This is a genomic window from Paenibacillus nanchangensis, from assembly GCF_046543445.1.
Classification (GTDB): Bacteria; Bacillota; Bacilli; order Paenibacillales; family Paenibacillaceae; genus Paenibacillus_AQ; species Paenibacillus_AQ nanchangensis.
The window spans coordinates 78,894-95,906 of the sequence record NZ_JBHOFD010000004.1 but is presented as its reverse complement, the minus strand read 5'-3'; the positions used below and the strand labels follow the sequence as shown (position 1 = coordinate 95,906).

Annotated in this window: 15 protein-coding genes and 2 pseudogenes; 11 read left to right on the top strand and 6 right to left on the bottom strand. The window is 56.5% G+C overall.

Annotated elements, in window-relative coordinates:
• Window positions 1-34: 34 nt before the first annotated feature.
• The 3 genes from ACE6ED_RS04120 to ACE6ED_RS04110 all read left to right on the top strand — a co-directional run bounded on the left by ACE6ED_RS04120 (window position 35) and on the right by ACE6ED_RS04110 (window position 2,418).
• A complete protein-coding gene (locus ACE6ED_RS04120) occupies window positions 35-853 on the top strand; it encodes a hypothetical protein (protein ID WP_410825698.1) in 819 nt (272 codons plus the stop codon).
• A gap of 103 nt (window positions 854-956) precedes the next feature.
• On the top strand, window positions 957-2,072 hold the full coding sequence (locus ACE6ED_RS04115) for an aminopeptidase (protein WP_410825697.1): 1,116 nt from the start codon (window positions 957-959) through the stop codon (window positions 2,070-2,072).
• Window positions 2,073-2,172: 100 nt separating this feature from the next.
• On the top strand, window positions 2,173-2,418 hold the full coding sequence (locus ACE6ED_RS04110) for an HPr family phosphocarrier protein (RefSeq protein ID WP_410825696.1): 246 nt from the start codon (window positions 2,173-2,175) through the stop codon (window positions 2,416-2,418).
• A 110-nt stretch (window positions 2,419-2,528) separates the two neighbouring features.
• Here the strand turns inward: ACE6ED_RS04110 and ACE6ED_RS04105 are convergent.
• The 3 genes and pseudogenes from ACE6ED_RS04105 to ACE6ED_RS04095 form a co-directional block, all read right to left on the bottom strand.
• A pseudogene (locus ACE6ED_RS04105) lies at window positions 2,529-2,999 on the bottom strand (transposase); the annotation flags it as partial.
• Window positions 2,980-3,087 (bottom strand): annotated as a pseudogene (locus ACE6ED_RS04100) (transposase); the annotation flags it as partial. The pseudogenes ACE6ED_RS04105 and ACE6ED_RS04100, both read right to left, overlap by 20 nt.
• A 409-nt stretch (window positions 3,088-3,496) precedes the next feature.
• Window positions 3,497-3,910: a DUF4183 domain-containing protein gene (locus ACE6ED_RS04095; RefSeq protein ID WP_410825695.1), complete on the bottom strand. Its 414-nt coding sequence runs from the start codon at window positions 3,908-3,910 to the stop codon at window positions 3,497-3,499.
• Between the two features lie 398 nt (window positions 3,911-4,308).
• On the opposite strand from ACE6ED_RS04095, the gene ACE6ED_RS04090 reads away from it, so the two are divergent.
• Both ACE6ED_RS04090 and ACE6ED_RS04085 read left to right on the top strand, forming a co-directional pair.
• Entirely contained in the window at window positions 4,309-5,346 is a 1,038-nt protein-coding gene (locus ACE6ED_RS04090; RefSeq protein ID WP_410825694.1) for a DUF4183 domain-containing protein, read from the top strand.
• 1,060 nt (window positions 5,347-6,406) lie between these two features.
• The gene (locus tag ACE6ED_RS04085; protein WP_410825693.1) at window positions 6,407-6,709 is read left to right on the top strand and encodes a DUF1507 family protein; all 303 of its coding nucleotides are present in this window, start codon (window positions 6,407-6,409) and stop codon (window positions 6,707-6,709) included.
• A 114-nt stretch (window positions 6,710-6,823) separates the two neighbouring features.
• Here ACE6ED_RS04085 and cax read toward each other — a convergent pair whose 3' ends face one another.
• Window positions 6,824-7,894 carry a calcium/proton exchanger gene (cax, locus tag ACE6ED_RS04080; protein WP_410825692.1) on the bottom strand — a complete coding sequence of 357 codons (1,071 nt, stop codon included), beginning with the start codon at window positions 7,892-7,894 and terminating at the stop codon, window positions 6,824-6,826.
• Window positions 7,895-8,044: 150 nt separating this feature from the next.
• Here cax and ACE6ED_RS04075 point away from each other — a divergent pair, with 150 nt between their 5' ends.
• A complete protein-coding gene (locus tag ACE6ED_RS04075) occupies window positions 8,045-8,410 on the top strand; it encodes an Asp23/Gls24 family envelope stress response protein (protein WP_410825691.1) in 366 nt (121 codons plus the stop codon).
• Window positions 8,411-8,703: 293 nt separating this feature from the next.
• On the opposite strand, the gene ftsW is transcribed toward ACE6ED_RS04075, so the two are convergent.
• Entirely contained in the window at window positions 8,704-9,945 is a 1,242-nt protein-coding gene (gene ftsW / locus ACE6ED_RS04070; RefSeq protein WP_410825690.1) for a putative lipid II flippase FtsW, read from the bottom strand.
• A gap of 8 nt (window positions 9,946-9,953) precedes the next feature.
• On the bottom strand, window positions 9,954-10,301 hold the full coding sequence (locus ACE6ED_RS04065) for a YugN family protein (RefSeq protein ID WP_410825689.1): 348 nt from the start codon (window positions 10,299-10,301) through the stop codon (window positions 9,954-9,956).
• Window positions 10,302-10,535: 234 nt separating this feature from the next.
• Between ACE6ED_RS04065 and ACE6ED_RS04060 the strand changes: the two genes are divergently transcribed.
• From ACE6ED_RS04060 to ACE6ED_RS04040, 5 genes are all read left to right on the top strand, one after another.
• Entirely contained in the window at window positions 10,536-11,708 is a 1,173-nt protein-coding gene (locus ACE6ED_RS04060) for an amidohydrolase (protein WP_410825688.1), read from the top strand.
• A 180-nt stretch (window positions 11,709-11,888) separates the two neighbouring features.
• On the top strand, window positions 11,889-12,320 hold the full coding sequence (locus ACE6ED_RS04055) for a CBS domain-containing protein (RefSeq protein ID WP_410825687.1): 432 nt from the start codon (window positions 11,889-11,891) through the stop codon (window positions 12,318-12,320).
• A gap of 216 nt (window positions 12,321-12,536) precedes the next feature.
• A complete protein-coding gene (locus ACE6ED_RS04050; RefSeq protein WP_410825686.1) occupies window positions 12,537-14,549 on the top strand; it encodes a helicase-associated domain-containing protein in 2,013 nt (670 codons plus the stop codon).
• Window positions 14,546-16,447 carry a helicase-associated domain-containing protein gene (locus ACE6ED_RS04045; RefSeq protein WP_410825685.1) on the top strand — a complete coding sequence of 634 codons (1,902 nt, stop codon included), beginning with the start codon at window positions 14,546-14,548 and terminating at the stop codon, window positions 16,445-16,447. The genes ACE6ED_RS04050 and ACE6ED_RS04045 overlap by 4 nt, the downstream gene beginning before the upstream one ends.
• Before the next feature lie 107 nt (window positions 16,448-16,554).
• Window positions 16,555-16,992 (top strand): YlbF family regulator, encoded by a 438-nt coding sequence (locus ACE6ED_RS04040; RefSeq protein WP_410825684.1) that lies wholly within the window; start codon window positions 16,555-16,557, stop codon window positions 16,990-16,992.
• Window positions 16,993-17,013 lie beyond the last annotated feature (21 nt).

Here is a 17,013-nt window from a genome sequence, read left to right as displayed (position 1 = left end):
ACGACATATATGACCTGGAAAAGAGGCGCCAACGATGAGCAGTGGAATGTGGAGACGGAAAGGATACCGGCTGGTGATGGCCGTTTCACTTATATGGGCAGTTTCGGGCTGCGGCGGCGCTGATGACGAAGCCGGAGCGAAGGAAGAGCTGGGGTGGGCGCTCGCCGGGCTGGCCGGGAGTGACGCTGTCACCTTTGAAGGGGCGGCAGCGCTTGTGCTGGATGGACAGACGGATACGCGCCAATCGTTGTATTTTGGAGGATCGCTGGAAGGGCACAGCCGTCTCAGCATGTATACGCTTCTACCGGACGAGCAGGAAGGCGGCCGGTTGGCTCAGGCAAGCGTACGGGCTGCATCGCCGGCTCCGCTGTATGTCAAACTGAAAAAAACAGACGGCAAATGGACGGGAAGCGCCATGGAGGCGGAGGAGCGCAGATTGGCGGGATTCAACCCGTTCAAGAAGCTGGAAGAGCTTGGTACAATGAAGGAGCTCAAGGTTGCAGAGGAGGCTGGTGCGGGACGGGGGCTTCGGGTGCTGCGGGTGGAGCTGCCGCCTGAGCAGGCCCGGCTTACGATGAAACGGGAGCTGGAGGCGGAGATGGAAGACGTCCTTGCCGCTGCGAAGGCGGGCCGCAGCAATCTTGAACCGCAGCTGGAGGCGCTCTGGAAGCGGGAATGGAATCATCTGTCCCAGCGGCTGGAACAGTCGGAGGTCGGTCTGGTGTACCATCTCACGGTGGACAAAAAACGTAATCTGCCACAGCGGCTGACGATGCGCCGGACAGTCGTTTCTCCCGGGGGGGAAGCGGAGGAGGCCTTGGTTTCGGAGATCGATTTTTACGGCTACCGCTAAGGTTCATATTGAGGTCCTTGACCTTGCGCTCCTGTGGCGGCGTGCTACAATAGATAAGGCTATCTAACCAAGAGAGCACCTGACAGAAAGGAAGAGAGAGATAATGAAAGATCCCAGAATTCAGCAGCTCGCAGAAAATCTGGTCGGCTATTCCATCGACCTGCAGCCTGGCGAAAATGTGCTGGTGGAAATGATCGGCAACGAACGGGACCTGATCAAAGCGGTGGTGGAGGAAATCGGCAAACGCGGCGGCCGCGCTTTCGTACAGCTGACGGACCGGACCGTGCTGCGCAGCATGCTGATGCATGCGACCCAGGAGAGCATGGAGACGTGGGCGGAGATCGACTTGAACCGCATGAAGCAGATGGATGCTTACATCGGGATTCGCGGCGGCGACAATGTCAACGATCTGGCCGACGTTCCAGAAGACAAAATGAAGCTGTATAACAAATATTACTCCCACCCGGTGCACAGCGAGCAGCGTGTCAAGCATACGAAGTGGGTCATTTTGCGGTACCCGAACGCCAGTCTCGCCCAGTTGGCCAACACGACGACCGAAGCGTTTGAAGACTTCTACTTCTCCGTGTGCAATCTGGACTACGCCAAAATGGACAAAGCGCAGGACGCGCTGGCTGAGCTGATGAACAAAACGGACAAGGTGCGCATCAGCGGACCGGGAACGGACCTCAGCTTCTCCATCAAGGGCATCGGCGGCCAAAAATGCTCGGGCCAGCGGAATATCCCCGACGGCGAAGTCTATACGGCTCCAGTCCGTGACTCCGTCAACGGTACGATCAGCTATAACGCCACGACGCTTTATAACGGCGTGACGTTCGACCAGGTGAAGCTCACCTTCAAGGACGGCAAAATCATTGAAGCCACAAGCAGCGATACGAAGCGGCTGAACGATATCCTTGATTCTGACGAGGGCGCCCGTTATATCGGCGAATTTGCCATCGGATTCAACCCGTATATTTTGCATCCGATGAAAGACATTCTGTTTGATGAAAAAATTGCAGGCAGTCTGCACTTTACGCCGGGACAGGCGTATGAGGTGGCTGACAACGGCAACCGTTCCTCCATTCACTGGGATCTGGTGCTGATTCAGCGGCCGGAGTACGGCGGCGGAGAGATTTATTTTGACGACCGGCTGATCCGCAAGGACGGGCTGTTTGTCATACCGGAGCTCGAAGGTCTAAATCCTGAGAACCTCAAGTAAACTTAAACAAGAAAACACCTTGCACAGGTAAGCGGATTCAATGTATCATGTAAGGGATAAGACAAGACCAGACTGATAATCACGTTGCGGAGGGATTTTTATGTCCAGTAACAATGCGGCAATTGTTGAAATTGCACAAACGGCAAGCCGGTTTAATTCTTCGATCGTTCTGCAGGCCGACAACAAGTACATCGATGTGAAGAGCATTCTCGGATTGTTCACGACGCTTGTATCGAGCCAAAGCTATGAGCTCCATGTCCACGGTACGGACGCTGAAGAAGCGAAGAAGGCCATGAGCGAAGTGTTTGCCAAACACGGTCTGAACTTTACGGTTGTTGGGGATTAATATTTTTTTCAATGTAAGATGGGGGCTGTCTCATAGGTAGACTTTCTACTCAGAAATAGCCCGTACTTATTTGAGTAGCAGGAAAAGACAGCAGGGCATCTATTCTCCCGTTATTGGAGAATAGATGCCCTTCGTTTTTGGTCCACTGTGGCTAGCTTCAGTACATTATGGGCAAGCGAAAGCCAACCGACCTCAAGCGTCACTTTTTCCATGCCTCGAAGGAGAAAGCGCCGGAAGCCCCGGTTGTTCTTCAGTTGTCCAAATACACTTTCCGGTTCCGTCATTCGACGTGCGGCCAGGGAATAACCCTCCTCGCTTCGCCGGATGTCTCGAGCCTGAATCTGGTAACGCAGCCTCTCCAGACTGATAACCACTTCCCGATTTCCCGCTGCCTTCGTGCAGCGTTCCTTCAGCGGACAGCCCTCGCAGCTATGGCTTCGGTAATGATGTAGGTGAATTTCATAGCCACTTGGGAGAGTCGCCTTGCTCTCTTTGCGGAAATGCAGTGTTTCTCCGGCGGGACACGTCCACGTATCCTGGGTTTCGCTGTACGTCCAGTTCTCAATCTTGCCGAAATTTTCTTACGGGTCGCTGCGGTCCGGCCAGCCACATGAAAGGGAGGTTCTCTCGCACGGCTTTAGCGATTTGACGAGACGAATAGATCCGCTGAGTATAGGCGTAACTTTAGCAAGCACTTTAAGGTGGTAGCTGTCGCGGCCACCGCCGGGATAGGACGCGTCAAAGATGGCGTCGTCCAGCCGATTGACGGCCGCATTCACACAACACGAACGAGGTGGTTTCAGGGATATCTTCTTCCAGATCCATTGGCAAGCAAAATTGGTCCATGGTATATTGAATGTACAAAAGAAACCACTCCTTTGTAATGTTTGGGTCGTACCGACATTTTAGCAAAGGATGGTTTCTTTTTTTGCTTTTTTTAAGATTGTAGAAACAGTTTAGCGTATCTCTAACTCAAAAACGAGGGGTGTCTCAAGCAGCCATTTCATGGCTTTTGGGACACCCCCATTCAGACCGCGGCCAGATTTCTGTTAATAACCTCACTTAACCCATAAAATCTTTACGTGTTGATCGTAATGACCGGCGTAGAGATGGTAGGCTGAGTGGTGATCGTAGACGTCACATTAGCAAAGCTGGCTACTTCAAGAATCACGGGGACTCCAACTGAAATATCAGTCGTATCGAGTACCAGACTTGCCGGAGTAACGGTGGACAAAGAACTCTGTTGCAGTACGCCGTTGACATACACGTTAAAATACTCATTGGTTGACAAAGTGGGAAGGACTGTCACCGGATCATTATCATCATTAACAAAACTGCCAGCAAGAATAGTCGTAACTCCCCCGGCAATGTCACCGGCAGCTACTGATGCGAAAAAACGAGTGGCCGCCGGAGTCACAACAGTACCGATGGTTCCTCCTGATGCAACCGGAGTGGTGGAAACGGCTGTATAGACAGGTTTAATAACCGGCATGTTTTTCACCCCCTTTCATTTCAGGCTTACTATACGATATGAACGATACTAGCTATCGCCACGGCCAACGATCATTGCTCACTGCGGAAATTGAATGTATTAATCTTTTGCAAATCCAAGTTATTAGCCTAATCGGATAGGGGCATTTACCGTACTATAATGAAACGGAGTAGGAGGAGGTAATGAGTTTGACACTCATTAAGCGTTCAGGTTATTGCCAGGTTAACAAGAAATGCAAAGCGAAAAAGGGAATAAGAAAAAAGAGAAAACTTAAAACAGGTCTGTTGAAGGCTAAAAAAATCAAATCGACAAGACCGATGAATCTAAAATACAAATATAGAGCAGCAAAAGGCCCCCTGAAATTACGTGCAGTCTCTAAGAAACACAGAGCACAAGGCGTGACAGAAGCCCGCTTGGAACAGATCCTTCATGAATTCAGATGTCTGCAGCGAGATAGCGGAGCGCAAGGGCAGCCAGGGCACAACGGCACCGGGGGTGCTCCTGGCGCGGCGGGAGCTCATGGGCCGGCAGGTCCTCAAGGCGAGCGGGGAGAGACGGGCCCGGCGGGACCGCAAGGCGAGCGGGGAGAGACGGGCCCGGCGGGACCGCAAGGCGAGCGGGGAGAGACGGGCCCGGCGGGACCGCAAGGCGAGCGGGGAGAGACGGGCCCGGCGGGTCCGCAAGGCGAGCGGGGAGCGACGGGACCAGCGGGCCCGCAAGGCGAGCGGGGAGAGACGGGCCCAGTGGGCCCGCAAGGCGAGCGGGGAGAGACGGGCCCAGTGGGCCTGCAAGGCGAGCGGGGAGAGACGGGCCCGGCGGGACCGCAAGGCGAGCGGGGAGAGACGGGCCCGGCGGGTCCGCAAGGCGAGCGGGGAGCGACGGGCCCGGCAGGCCCGCAAGGCGAGCGGGGAGAAACGGGCCCGGCAGGTCCGCAAGGCGAGTGGGGAGCGACAGGCCCGGCAGGTCCGCAAGGCGAGCGGGGAGAGACAGGTCCGGCAGGTCCGGCAGGTCCGCAAGGCGAGCGGGGAGAAACGGGCCCGGCGGGCCCGCAAGGCGAGCGGGGAGAGACGGGCCCGGCAGGTCCGCAAGGCGAGCGGGGAGAGACGGGCCCGGCAGGTCCTCCTGTTGACATTTCCAATATTGTTGTAGTTCCTGCGATTTTCAGATATTTTTATTTTGCCCCATCCAATATTACGGGTTCTCTCACGATTCCAGCCACCCAATTTACAAATGACAATGGTAAAAGTGTCAGCCAATTTGCCGGAGCGGGTAGTAACAGCTTTCTCAATTTATACATCAACGGTGTTATGCAGGAAGGCAGGCTGTATTCAGTAAAGGACAACTCCTTATTGCTTCAGTTGGATGGAGATACCGTATTGGCAGGCTCCCCTATTATTCTTGAAATTGTCCAACTTTTCTTGAAAACGGCAAGCTGATATGACTCCAACTCTTCAGATGAGACTATGAATTTGGAGAATCGGGTCCCCAAACGCTGGACACTTCGAAAAAGTGTTTAGCATGCAGGTGACTTTCCAAACGCCGATAATGTTTCATTTTATTAAAAAAGCATGCATGCTTCAGGATTTCATCCCAGTTTCCCGCCTTTTGTAGCTGCAGAGAAAGTAGGGGTACAAGTGTACGGACAGAGAATGCCTTATTTGCTGATTATTCCGTGTTTTGGCAAAGTTGCGGACTCAGAAGCACCTATTTACGCGGAGAATCCATCGTTTGGATGTTTTTGGAACGAATAACGGCCTTTGAGTCCGCAAGGCATACCAAAAGCCCAAGAATTTCAGAAATAACGGCCGCTGGGTCCGCGAAGACCTCCGTATCACGTGCTGTGGTAATCCGCTGCGGGTGTGTCACAGGAGAGGATTCGTAGATCGATCTGACAATAAACAGGTGTAGATTCAGGGTGTAGATCCAGGGTTGATAGCATTTCGTAACCCATCACGGAAGCATTATGAACCCACAAACGGACGGAAATCCCCACTGGATCTGCCGGGGATTCAATTTAAACTGCCTGAATCCACTTTAAAGTGCCTACGATTCGCCGTGGGTACCACGTACAAATAATGAATATGAACTTTTTTTTCATCAAACCAAACCAAACCAAAACAAAACAAAACAAAACACCGGTGAACGACGGGACGCAGTAGTTGGAGTGAGCATATTCTCCGCTGTGGTGAGTTTGTCGTGCTCGTCGATGATGCTTTAAAAAGCGATTGGAACAACGGTCCGTTCGCGGAGCGTCCTCACCAGAGTTAGCTAGCGTATCTCCAACTCAAAAACGAGGGGTGTCTCAAGCAGCCATTTCATGACTTTTGAGACACCCCTTTTTTTTGCCGGTCAGGAAGTGAGGATGGGGTCATTCCTTGCCGCAGCCCGCCCCGGAAGCTTTTCTGGACAAGGCTTCTTGTATTGACGCCGGATTTCGACTAATATTAAAGGAAATAGCGCTGCAGCTGTAACTTTGGGACATGGGGGGGATCAAGGATGACTTCATCGGAATTGCAGGAACAGCTTAACCTGAAAGCCATTACTCTTCTTCAAGAAGATGCCGATAAAATTCAAAAGCTCATTAAAGTACAGATGGAGAATCTGGCAACCCGGTACTGCCCTCTCTATGAGGAGGTTCTGGACACCCAGATGTACGGCTTCTCCCGTGAAGTGGATTTTGCGGTGCGGGCCGGGCTGGTGCCCGAGGCGGCCGGCAAGACGATTCTGAGCGAGCTGGAGCGGAATCTGGCGGTACTGTACGAAGCGTTGAACAAGAAGGCGGCGGGTGCGGCGGAATAGCCTGTAGGCGATACCGAAGCCCCGATAGATCGTACTTATTTCATATGTAGACAGACAAGAAGCGCCTGCCGGTGATCCGGCAGGCGCTTCTTGTTAGGCCGGCTGACCGATTTCCTAGACGAGGAAAAAGGAAACGCCGAGAATAAGGTAGACGGCCAGCAGCAGCAGCCCTTCATACCAGTTTGTTTTGCCGTCCTGCGTAATCGATTTGGCGATGAATACGGCCACGGCAATCGCTACAATTTCGATCGTCGTGAACACGATGTCCATGGTTTCGCCAAGGAAATAGCTCGCGAAGATCAGAACCGGGGCGACGAACAACGCAATCTGGAGACTGCTGCCGACCGCGATCTCCACGGCGGCCCCAATTTTGTTTTTCATCGCCAGCAGGATGGCGGCGCTGTGTTCGGCCGCGTTGCCGACGATGGCGACCAGGAAGGCGCCTACGAAGATCTCGCTAAGGCCAAACCGTTCGGTTAACGTCTCCAGCGTACCCACCAGCCACTCACTGACAAAAGCGACCATGACGGTAGCCAGAACAAGGTAGATAATCGATTTGCCTTTGGACCAGACCGGCGCATGCTCGTGCGGCAGCTCTTCCTTCGAATCTTCCGTGACATCCTCCAGGTATTTTTTGTGAGTAATCATGGAGAACAGCAGCCAGGCAAGATACGACAGAATCAAGATACCGGCGACCACCAGACTGAGCGTCTTCGTTTCCTGTTCCGTGATCGAATGCGTATCAAGGAACATTGCGGGGACGAACAATGCGATTACCGCGACGATCATCAGCGAGCCATTGAGTCCGGCAAGCGTGACGTTAAAGCTCTGAACCTTGTACTTCATGCCCCCTGCAAAAATACTGAGACCAAGCACAAGCAGCAGGTTGCCGATGATGGAACCGGTCAAGCTCGCTTTAACCATGTCGAACAGCCCGGCTTTGACAAGGAAAAAAGCGATGATCAGTTCGGCCGCGTTGCCGAAGGTTGCGTTCAAAAATCCGCCCAGGCGCTGTCCGGCGTAGTGAGCCACACTTTCGGTCGCTCTCCCCAGGAAGCCTGCGACGAACACGACGGCCACGGCAGACACCGCAAATTGCAAAGTGTGATCCCAGTGGGCGAAGTGTCCGATTGCGCTGAGCGCAAACGTAATAATAAGCAAAGCAGGCGAAATCCATTTCTTCACTTCAGACACACCCCAGTCGATATGTAATGTGTAAATCCTAACTCAATATACCCAAAAAAATACCGGGTGTAAACGAACAAAGGAAACGATTTGCTTTTTAGCCTGTTTAGGAATTACAATAATTGATAATGAGCGTAAGGGGGATATGGCATGGCGGAACAACTTCAACTGGAACACGGGAATATCCGGATATCGAACGATGTCGTTTCAAAAATCGCCGGTCTGGCTGCACTGGAAACTCCGGGGATCGCAGCCATGTCCGGAGGATTGTCCGAAGGCTGGGCCAAGCGGCTCAGCGGCAAAAATGTGCAGAAAGGCGTGACAGTGGAGGTCGGCCAGCTGGAAGCGGCGGTTGACCTGCGGATTATCGTCCTGTACGAGACGCCGATCCATGAAGTCTGCCGGATGCTGCAGCAGAATGTGCGCGAAGCCGTGGAGAGCATGACCGGCCTGCGCGTGGTCGAAGTGAACGTCAAGGTGGAAGGCGTCGCCTTCAAGAATGACGAGATCGCCTAAGGATAGGTTCAGTTTACTCACCGGAACTAGACCTGGCGAGGACAGAACACTAGACTGGGTAAGAACGGAACATTAAACCTGATCTGGCCCTGCATCGGATTCAGATCCGAGAACTACAGCTGCACAGATACAAAAAAAGACTGCCAATCGCGGCAGTCTTTTTTTGTATGGAGTGCGGTCATCGGCCGTGTGCTCACTTTTCGCCGGGAACGTCTCAAAGCCGGCAAAACAAACCGGCAGCGGGCCTTGAAAAAGGCAGAGCTGCCGGTGCATGAACACGTTTATCCTGGCGTCTAACGGGCTTGTCTAGCCGAACGGATTACCCGCAGCGGCTGATCCTCTTTGACAACGACGGATTTGGTATGTTCCTCTTTGACCGGGCGGTTGCTCTCGCGCGAGATGCTAAGCACGATCCCCATCGCCAGCAGAGTAACCAGCATGGAGGAACCGCCGTAGCTGATGAACGGCAGTGTTACGCCTGTCAGCGGGATTGTTTTGGTGACACCGCCGATATTAATGAATGCCTGAATCGCAATTAGGCCCATCACGCCGATGCCGACCAGCGTGCCAAATGGATCGTTGCACCGGAGGGAGACCAGAATTCCCCGGAGAATAAAATACAGATAGACAAGCAGAAAGATACAGGTGCCCACAAATCCTAGCTCTTCGCCGATGACAGCAAAGATGAAATCCGTATAGGGATAAGGCAGATAATGGAGCTTCTGGACACTCTGTCCGATTCCCGAGCCGCCGACACCGCCTTCGCCAATTGCGATCAGGGACTGGATAATATGAAAGCCTGTCCCCTCCGGATCCTTCATTGGATCGAGGAAGGCTTCAATCCGTCCATGGCGGTAATCCTGTTCGGCCGCCGTCTGGCCGGAATTCGATACTGCATCAATCCCCGCCTTGACACCGAAAACGATGCCTGCGCCAAGGATAAGCAGCGCCACCGAACCCATAATATGCTTCAGACTGGCGCCCCCGCTGTAAATCACCAGACCGCTGGTAGCCACCAGAATAAAGCAGGTGCCGAGGTCGTTCTGCATGTAGATCAGTCCGGCAACGATACCAACGATCACCATGACCGGGATGTACCCGGTGCGGAGGTCACGGAAGCGTTCGCCTTTCTTCGAGATCAGTGCGGACAAGTATAAAATAATGGACAATTTGGCCAGCTCGGAAGGCTGGATCCCGAGCGTGCCGATGCTGAGCCAGCTGCTGGCGCCGTTGATGCTGCCCATGAACATCACGATCGTCAAAAAGAAGAGGGTAACGATAAACATTGGAACATACAGCTTCTTAAACTTGCTGTAATGCATGTTCATGGCGACCAGCATAATCGCTGTACCGAGCCCGGCCCAGATGAACTGCTTCTTGATGAAATAAAGGGAGTCCCCCCGGAAATTCAGGCTGGCACTGGAACTGTACACCATAATCAGGCCAAAACCCACCAGCAGCAGGGTTAAAATCAGCAGCTGAAAGTCGGGAGCACCCTTTCTGGCCGGCGCGGAATTTGCATTTTGCTTCATCATGGAGATTCTTAGGCCTCCAGCAGCTGTTTCAGATCCAAGATACGCCGTCCGGCGATATCGAGCACCTTCTTCGGAACAGGCGATTCATACTCCAGTCCATGGGGAAAGGTCGCTTTGCCCAGATATACCGCCTCGATCGCCAGTACGGCGTCCGGCTTCTCCAGCTTGCTTTCGACGGCGCGGGTATTGATCCGCAGGTAGTATTCCGCGCTCGTCTCATCGTCCACAATTTTGGAATCGTATGTAGCACGGTAATACTCCCACTGCCAGCGGATAAAACCCGCTTTCTCCGCGCTTTCGTCCAAGTAAGCGAGATCGCTTTTCAAACCGACAAGACCCGTGTTCTCAAAGATCATGCGCGATAAGTCCCCCTTCAGGAAGGTTTTGGATGTGTATAGTAACAAATTGTTCACGTTCTACCTCATGATAGTATGTTTCCTAAGCTTGCGCAAGACTTGGGGAGCCGTTTGGATACCCAGTTTTCAGGCGATCTGCTACAATAAAATGAACACAGTGTCCCGTCTCCCGCTTTGCCTTGGCAGAGTGACCCTGAAGCAGGCGGGCCGGGAGCTTGAAGGGAATGGATAATTATGGGGAAAAAGTCTGTTGAGGAGCTGTTTGCCGGTATGGTCGCCACGCGCCGGCATCTGCACCGTCACCCGGAGCTGTCGTACCAGGAGAAGGAAACGTCGGATTTTGTGGCGGACAAGCTGGCGGGTTTGGGGCTTGAAGTGATCCGCAGCGGTTCGGGCTACGGCGTAACCGGCATCATCAAAGGGAGCCTTCCGGGGCCGTGTGTGGTGCTGCGGGCGGACATGGACGCGCTTGCGATTCAGGATGAGAAGACCAGCGAATACGCTTCGTCAAAACCGGGGGTGATGCATGCCTGCGGCCATGACGGTCACACGGCGATTCTGCTTGCTGTGGCGGCTTACTACAGCGAAAGAAGGGACGAGCTGCGGGGAGAGCTGCGGTTTCTGTTCCAGCCAGCTGAGGAAGTCTGCCCCGGCGGAGCAGTCGGGATGATTGCGGAAGGCGCGCTGCGGGGAGCGGATGCGATTTACGGACTGCATCTATGGACGCCGCTGCCGGTAGGAACAGCCGGGAGTTTGGCGGGTCCGCTTATGGCTTCCGCGGACGAATTTTTTATTGACCTGATCGGCCGGGGCGGCCATGCGGGCACGCCGCATGTAGCTGTTGACAGCATCGCCGCTGCGTCGGCGCTGGTCCTGCAGCTGCATACAATCGTCAGCCGTTCAGTCAATCCGCTCCGCCCGGCGGTGCTGAATGTGGGAACGATTCAAGGGGGAACCGCGCAGAACATCGTTGCGGAGCAGTGCCGAATTACCGGGACCGTCCGGGCCTTCGATGAGGAGAGCAGGCTGCTGATCCGCCGGCGGATCGAGGAGATGGCGGCAGCGGTTGCCGAGGCTTACGGCGCCAGAGCGGAAGTTGACTATTTGATGGGTTACCCGCCGCTGGTGAACGATGAAGCGGAATGCCGGCGGTTTTTCCGGGTGGCCCCAGCGGCGCTTGGCGAAAATGTGAGCGTGGTGGAGCTGGAGAAGCTGATGCCCGCCGAGGATTTTGCTTATTATCTCAATGAGATTCCGGGATGTTTTATGTTTGTAGGGGCCGGCAACCCGGCAAAAGATGCGGTGTATCCGCACCATCATGCGCGTTTTGATTTTGATGAGATAGCGATGCTGCACGGTGCCCGGCTCTTGATTGCGATGGCGGATTCCCGGCTGTCTGAAGCGTAAGCTAAGGCGTATTCAGGTACGTAGGCTGGTGCATCATTTAAGCGCATAGAAGTGTATTGAAACGGAGAACCTATCCCAGTATATGGCTAGGCCGCACCGCCCAGGCGGAGCGGCCGGCCGCGTCAAGCTCTGCCTTCGGCAGGAGCAGGCGGCGCTAATACTGAAGGAGGGTTTTTTGTCATGAAAACGGTAAAGGATGTAATGACCGAGCAAGTGGTTACAGTCACTCCACAGGACAATATTTATGAAGCCGCTGTGAAAATGCGGGACAACGACACCGGCATCATCCCGGTTGTGGACGAGTCCGACCGCAGCACCCTGATCGGCGTCGTAACCGACCGGGACCTTGTCATCCGCGGGTATGCCGACAAACATTCCGGATCTACCGGCGTAGAGACCGTGATGACACGCGATATCCGGACGGCTTCGCTGGATATGTCTGTTGATGAAGCTGCGGACCTGATGGCTTCCCAGCAGGTACGGAGACTCCCGGTAACGGATAACCGCCGTCTGCTTGGAATCGTATCCATAGGCGACCTGGCAGTGCGCGGCGTCTACGCGGATGAAGCTGGCAGTGCATTGTCCAGCATTTCGGAGCAGCAGCTGCATTAACACCCGGCCTTGGCCGTCCGCTCCGCGCCAAGCGGTCAGGGCAGGCCAGGGCCTCTTTGCTTACATAGGGTGCGTCCGTACGGATGCCGTTGCGTACGGATGCCGTTACCCAACGGGCCCCCTCGGGACCCCAGGAGGGCCCCCGGGAACCCGGGAGCCCCCCCCCCAGGGACCTTTGGGGAAACGCGGCATCCGCTGCGAAAGGAGGAAACCGAAATGCTTCATCTGGGCCCATGTCTTGTTCAATCCGACCGGACCATTATCGTAGACGGGCGGCATCCGGATTCGCGGGAGGCTTACAGAATACTGACTGCGTATGCGGAGCCCGCTCTTTGTCCAGGCGAGCTGAGAGTCTCCATCTACCGTCTGACCCCGCTGTCCTTGTGGACCGCTGCGGCCTCCGGCTGGTCTGAGGACTCGGTGCTTGGCTCGCTTGCTGATTTATCGGGCAGGGAAGTTCCGCCCGCTGCCGCAGAATTCGTCAAACGCCAAATTTCCCGGTATGGCAGGCTGCGGCTGATCCGTATGGAAGAACTGCCAGCCGTAACAGAAACGGAAACGGCTGGCCGCCTGCTGCTCGAAGCTGATACGCCTGAGCTTCTGGATGAACTGGCCGAAGCACTGGCAGCGGAAGGCTTCTACCGGTGCGGAGAAAGGCGTATGGCCGGTGAGGCGGGGGCCCGGGGTTCAGTTAAGCAGACGCTGCTGGCGCTGGGTTATCCCGTTCTGGATCAGGCCGGTTATCAGAACGGCAGGATGCTTCCCATCGCCTGGCGCGGCCTGGAAGGAGCGGGGGACGCCTGGCGCGGTCCGGACGGGATAGGCGACGGCACGGCCGTATTTTCGCTGCGCGGGTATCAGCAGGAAGCGGTCCGCCGTTTTCTCGGACTAAGCGTCCGGGGGAGTAATTTTGACGGGACAAGTATAGGAAAAAGAGACGGCGATGGTAAAGGGAAAGAAAGCGGCACAGCTGGCAGAAATGGTACGGATCAAAGGAGCAGCATTGCTGGCAGAAATGGCATGGATCAAAGGGGCAGTTGGAGTGGAATAAACAGCTTTGTAGAGGCAGGCAGGACCGGAAGCAGTAACGGTGAATGGAGCGGCACGGCCGGTTGCAGCGCTGATGAAGGCAGCGGCATAATTGTTTTGCCCTGCGGGGCGGGGAAGACGATCGTTGGGTTGGCCGCCATCCTTGAGCTGCAGTGTGAAACGCTGATTTTGACCTCCAGCTCGATGTCGGTCAGCCAGTGGATCAGGGAGCTGCTGTCCCGGACGACGCTTTCGCCGGAATCGGTAGGTGAATATACAGGGGAGCGAAAGCGGACCAAGCCGGTTACAGCGGCGACGTATCAGATGCTGACTCACCGGTCCGCAAAAGACGGCGGATTCACTCATATGGGCATCTTCAAGGAACGGGAATGGGGGCTGATCATCTACGACGAGGTACATCTGCTCCCCGCCCCCGTCTTTAGATTGGCGGCAGAGCTGCAGGCCACGAGACGGCTTGGGCTGACAGCGACGCTGGTCCGCGAGGATGGACGCGAAGGGGATGTTTTTTCGCTGATCGGGCCGAAACGGTACGAGCTTCCCTGGAAAACGCTTGAAGCCCAAGGCTGGCTGGCCGAAGTTTCCTGCACGGAAGTGGCGGTGCCGCTTCCGCCCGGTCAGAGACGCCGTTACCTCTACGCGCCGCCTAAGGAAAAATTCCGCATTGCGTCCGATAATCCGGCCAAGGATTTCATCGTCCGGAAGCTGCTGGATCAGCACAAAAACGAACGCATTTTGGTGATTGGACAATACCTGGATCAGCTGGAGCGACTCGCGGATTTGCTCCAGGCACCGCTGATTACGGGCCGTCTCACCCAGCGGCGGCGGAGGGAGCTGTACGATGCGTTCAATGAAGGGCGGATTCAGGTGCTCGTGGTCTCTAAGGTCGCCAACTTCGCCGTGGATTTGCCGGACGCCTCAGTCGGAATCGAAGTATCCGGCGCCTTTGGTTCCCGGCAGGAGGAAGCGCAGCGGCTCGGCCGGCTGCTGCGGCCTAAAACTGGCGCAAACCGCGCTTATTTTTACACGCTGGTTACAGCTGACAGCAGAGAACAGGAGTTTTCAGCCAAGCGGCGGCAGTTTTTGACGGACCAGGGGTATAATTATGCGGTTATTGACGCATGCGGGGATACCTTAACGAAAAAAACGGACCTTGCCTGCGCCGGAGGGAGTGAGGAATGATGGCAAATGGCACAGCGGACAAGGAGCGTCCGCAGTTTGGATTGGAGCGGTTGTCCAGCGGCGGCAGGCGTCTGCTGGCAGGGTTGTCCGCACGGTTTGCGTGTCAGCCGTTTGAAGTGTGCGACGCGGAGCGCTACCGCCCGCCAGACATGTCGCTGGCGGAGCTGCGGCTGCATTTGGCCGAGCTGAAGCACAGCGGCTGGGTGGTGCCCGGCGGGGACGTCCGGCTTGGGGCCCGCTGCCGGATCCCGGCGGACCGGCTCGCCGCGGCACAATGCCTGCTCATCGCCGGAAGGCCGGGGCCCGCTGCAGCTGGCGGTGTAATCGTGGAAGAGCCTGCCGGACGCGGACTGGCCGCTGACCTGCTGCTGGCGCTGCTGCTCGCCGCGGAGGAAGGGCTGCCGCTGACGGGAAAGCGGCTGCTGCACAAACGCTGGTCAGCGAAGCTTGAAGCGGCATTGTCCTTCGGGGAGCGGCACCTAGCCGGCCTTCCGAAGGACGCGCTGCGCTTTGGCGGGCCGGCTGCCGCCGCCTTTGCCGCGGAGCTGCTGACCGGCCTCGGGCTTCTGGAAGAACGCGGCGGCAAGCTGCATGTGTCCGCCGGCCCGCTGGCCGGTTGGCTGCGGCAGCCGGAGCCGGAGCAGGCCGGCCGGCTGTACCGGTACATCGGGGACCGGTTTGGAGGCGGCGACCCTTGGCAGCAGCATTTCCGGCTGCTGCTCCGGTGGCCGGTTCTCCAGACCGGTGAGTGGTTCGCGCTGGCGGACATCGAAGCCGCGCTGGCGGAGGCGGGCATAAACGGCAGGCTGACCCGGGAGTCGAGGCGTCTCGCGGCGGAAGGCTGGCTGCGGGCGCTGGCCGGCTTCGGCTGGGCGGAGACCGGCATGGTTGAAGACGGCGGGCCCGCTTTTCGCTGGACTAAGCGGTTGCCGGCCGAGTGGGGGACGCTAGCCGGGTGCGAGCTGCGGGGCGAGCAGGGGCCTCCGGAAGCCCAGTTCATCGTCGAACCGAACTTCGACGTGTGGGTGCCGCCGGATGTGCCGCCCGCCGTCCGCTGGACCTTGGCCTGCTGCGCCGAACTCCTGTCGGCGGAGACGCTCTGGCGGTTCCGGCTCAGCCGTGAGGCGCTGGAGCGCGCCGCCCGGCTCGGCTTTCCGCCCGGGCAGGCCGCCGATTGGCTGGCCGCCCGCGCGGAAGGCGGCCTGCCTCCCGGCGTGGATGCCGAGCTGAGGCGGTGGGGACGCGGCATCGGGCGTACGGAGCTGAGCCGGGTGCTGCTGCTCTCCTGCACACAGGCGGAAGACGCCGAGCAAATCGCGGGCCATCCCCGCCTGTCGCCGTATCTGAGCCGTTTGGGTGCGCTGCATTTTGCGGTCGCGCCAGAAGCGGCTGAAACAGTGCGGCGCGAGCTGGCTGAAGCGGGACTCGGCGTACTTACCGGCCGTGATGAACACGGCTCCGGCAGCCGGCTGTTCCCGTTCCCGGTTCCGCCGGAAATAACCGGCGCGGACGACCCTGATGCCAGCCCCGCCAACCGGACCAAAGCTGCACATTCCGTCGAAGGCACCGCACCGGAGGGCTTTTCCGGGCTGCTTGACCCCGAAGAACTGTTCCCGGGTCTCCGCAGCATTCCGGCGGCCTGGACCGGCGAATGGCGGATGTATCACCGCTCGACCTCCCGGCAGCTGATGGAGCAGGCGCTGGACTGGGGCACCAAAGTGCGCCTGTCGCTCGGCGGCGAGGAATGTCAGTTCCTTCCGGCAGGCATGACGCGCAGCCCTTGGCGGGTGACCGGCCTCGCGCTTGACGCCTCCGGGGAGAACCCGCGCGGCCTGTCGCTAGGCGAAGGAGACTGGAAGGAGATTCAGATCCTACTGCCGCAGCTTTTGATGGAATGAAGGGCTTTTTCGCAAAACTCTTCTGCACCACACCCAAGATATGCTATGATAGAAAAGTCTACACCAGCCGGGTAGACAAAAATCTGCACAGAATTGGGATGAGGTTCATGAGCGTAGCGGAGATCAATACGGTCGATATGGCTGCAGTGCTGACGTACGCCTATGAATTGGGCGATATGATCAATCAATCCGCCGAAGTTACGGATTACTTATACTGGAAGGGCCGCGTAGAGACCCATCCGGAGATTCAGGCCTTAGTCAAGAAGCTTCAGCGTAAGAAAGATTTATTCGAGGAGACGCAGCGGTTCGGCCATTTTCACCCGAACTATCATGCGGCCAAGGATGAAGTAGAAGCCGTTGAGCTGGAGATGGAACGCTTTGAGGAAGTGGTCCGGTTTAAACAGGCCGAGCAGGCGCTTGATGACATGCTGCATGCGATGTCGGAGACCATTGCGTATTCCGTATCGGACAGCATCAAGGTGCCAAGCAACGACCCGAATCCGAAGGGCGGCTGCGCCAGCGGCGGCAAATGCTCTTGCGGTTAACGGCATAAGGTGAACAGGAGA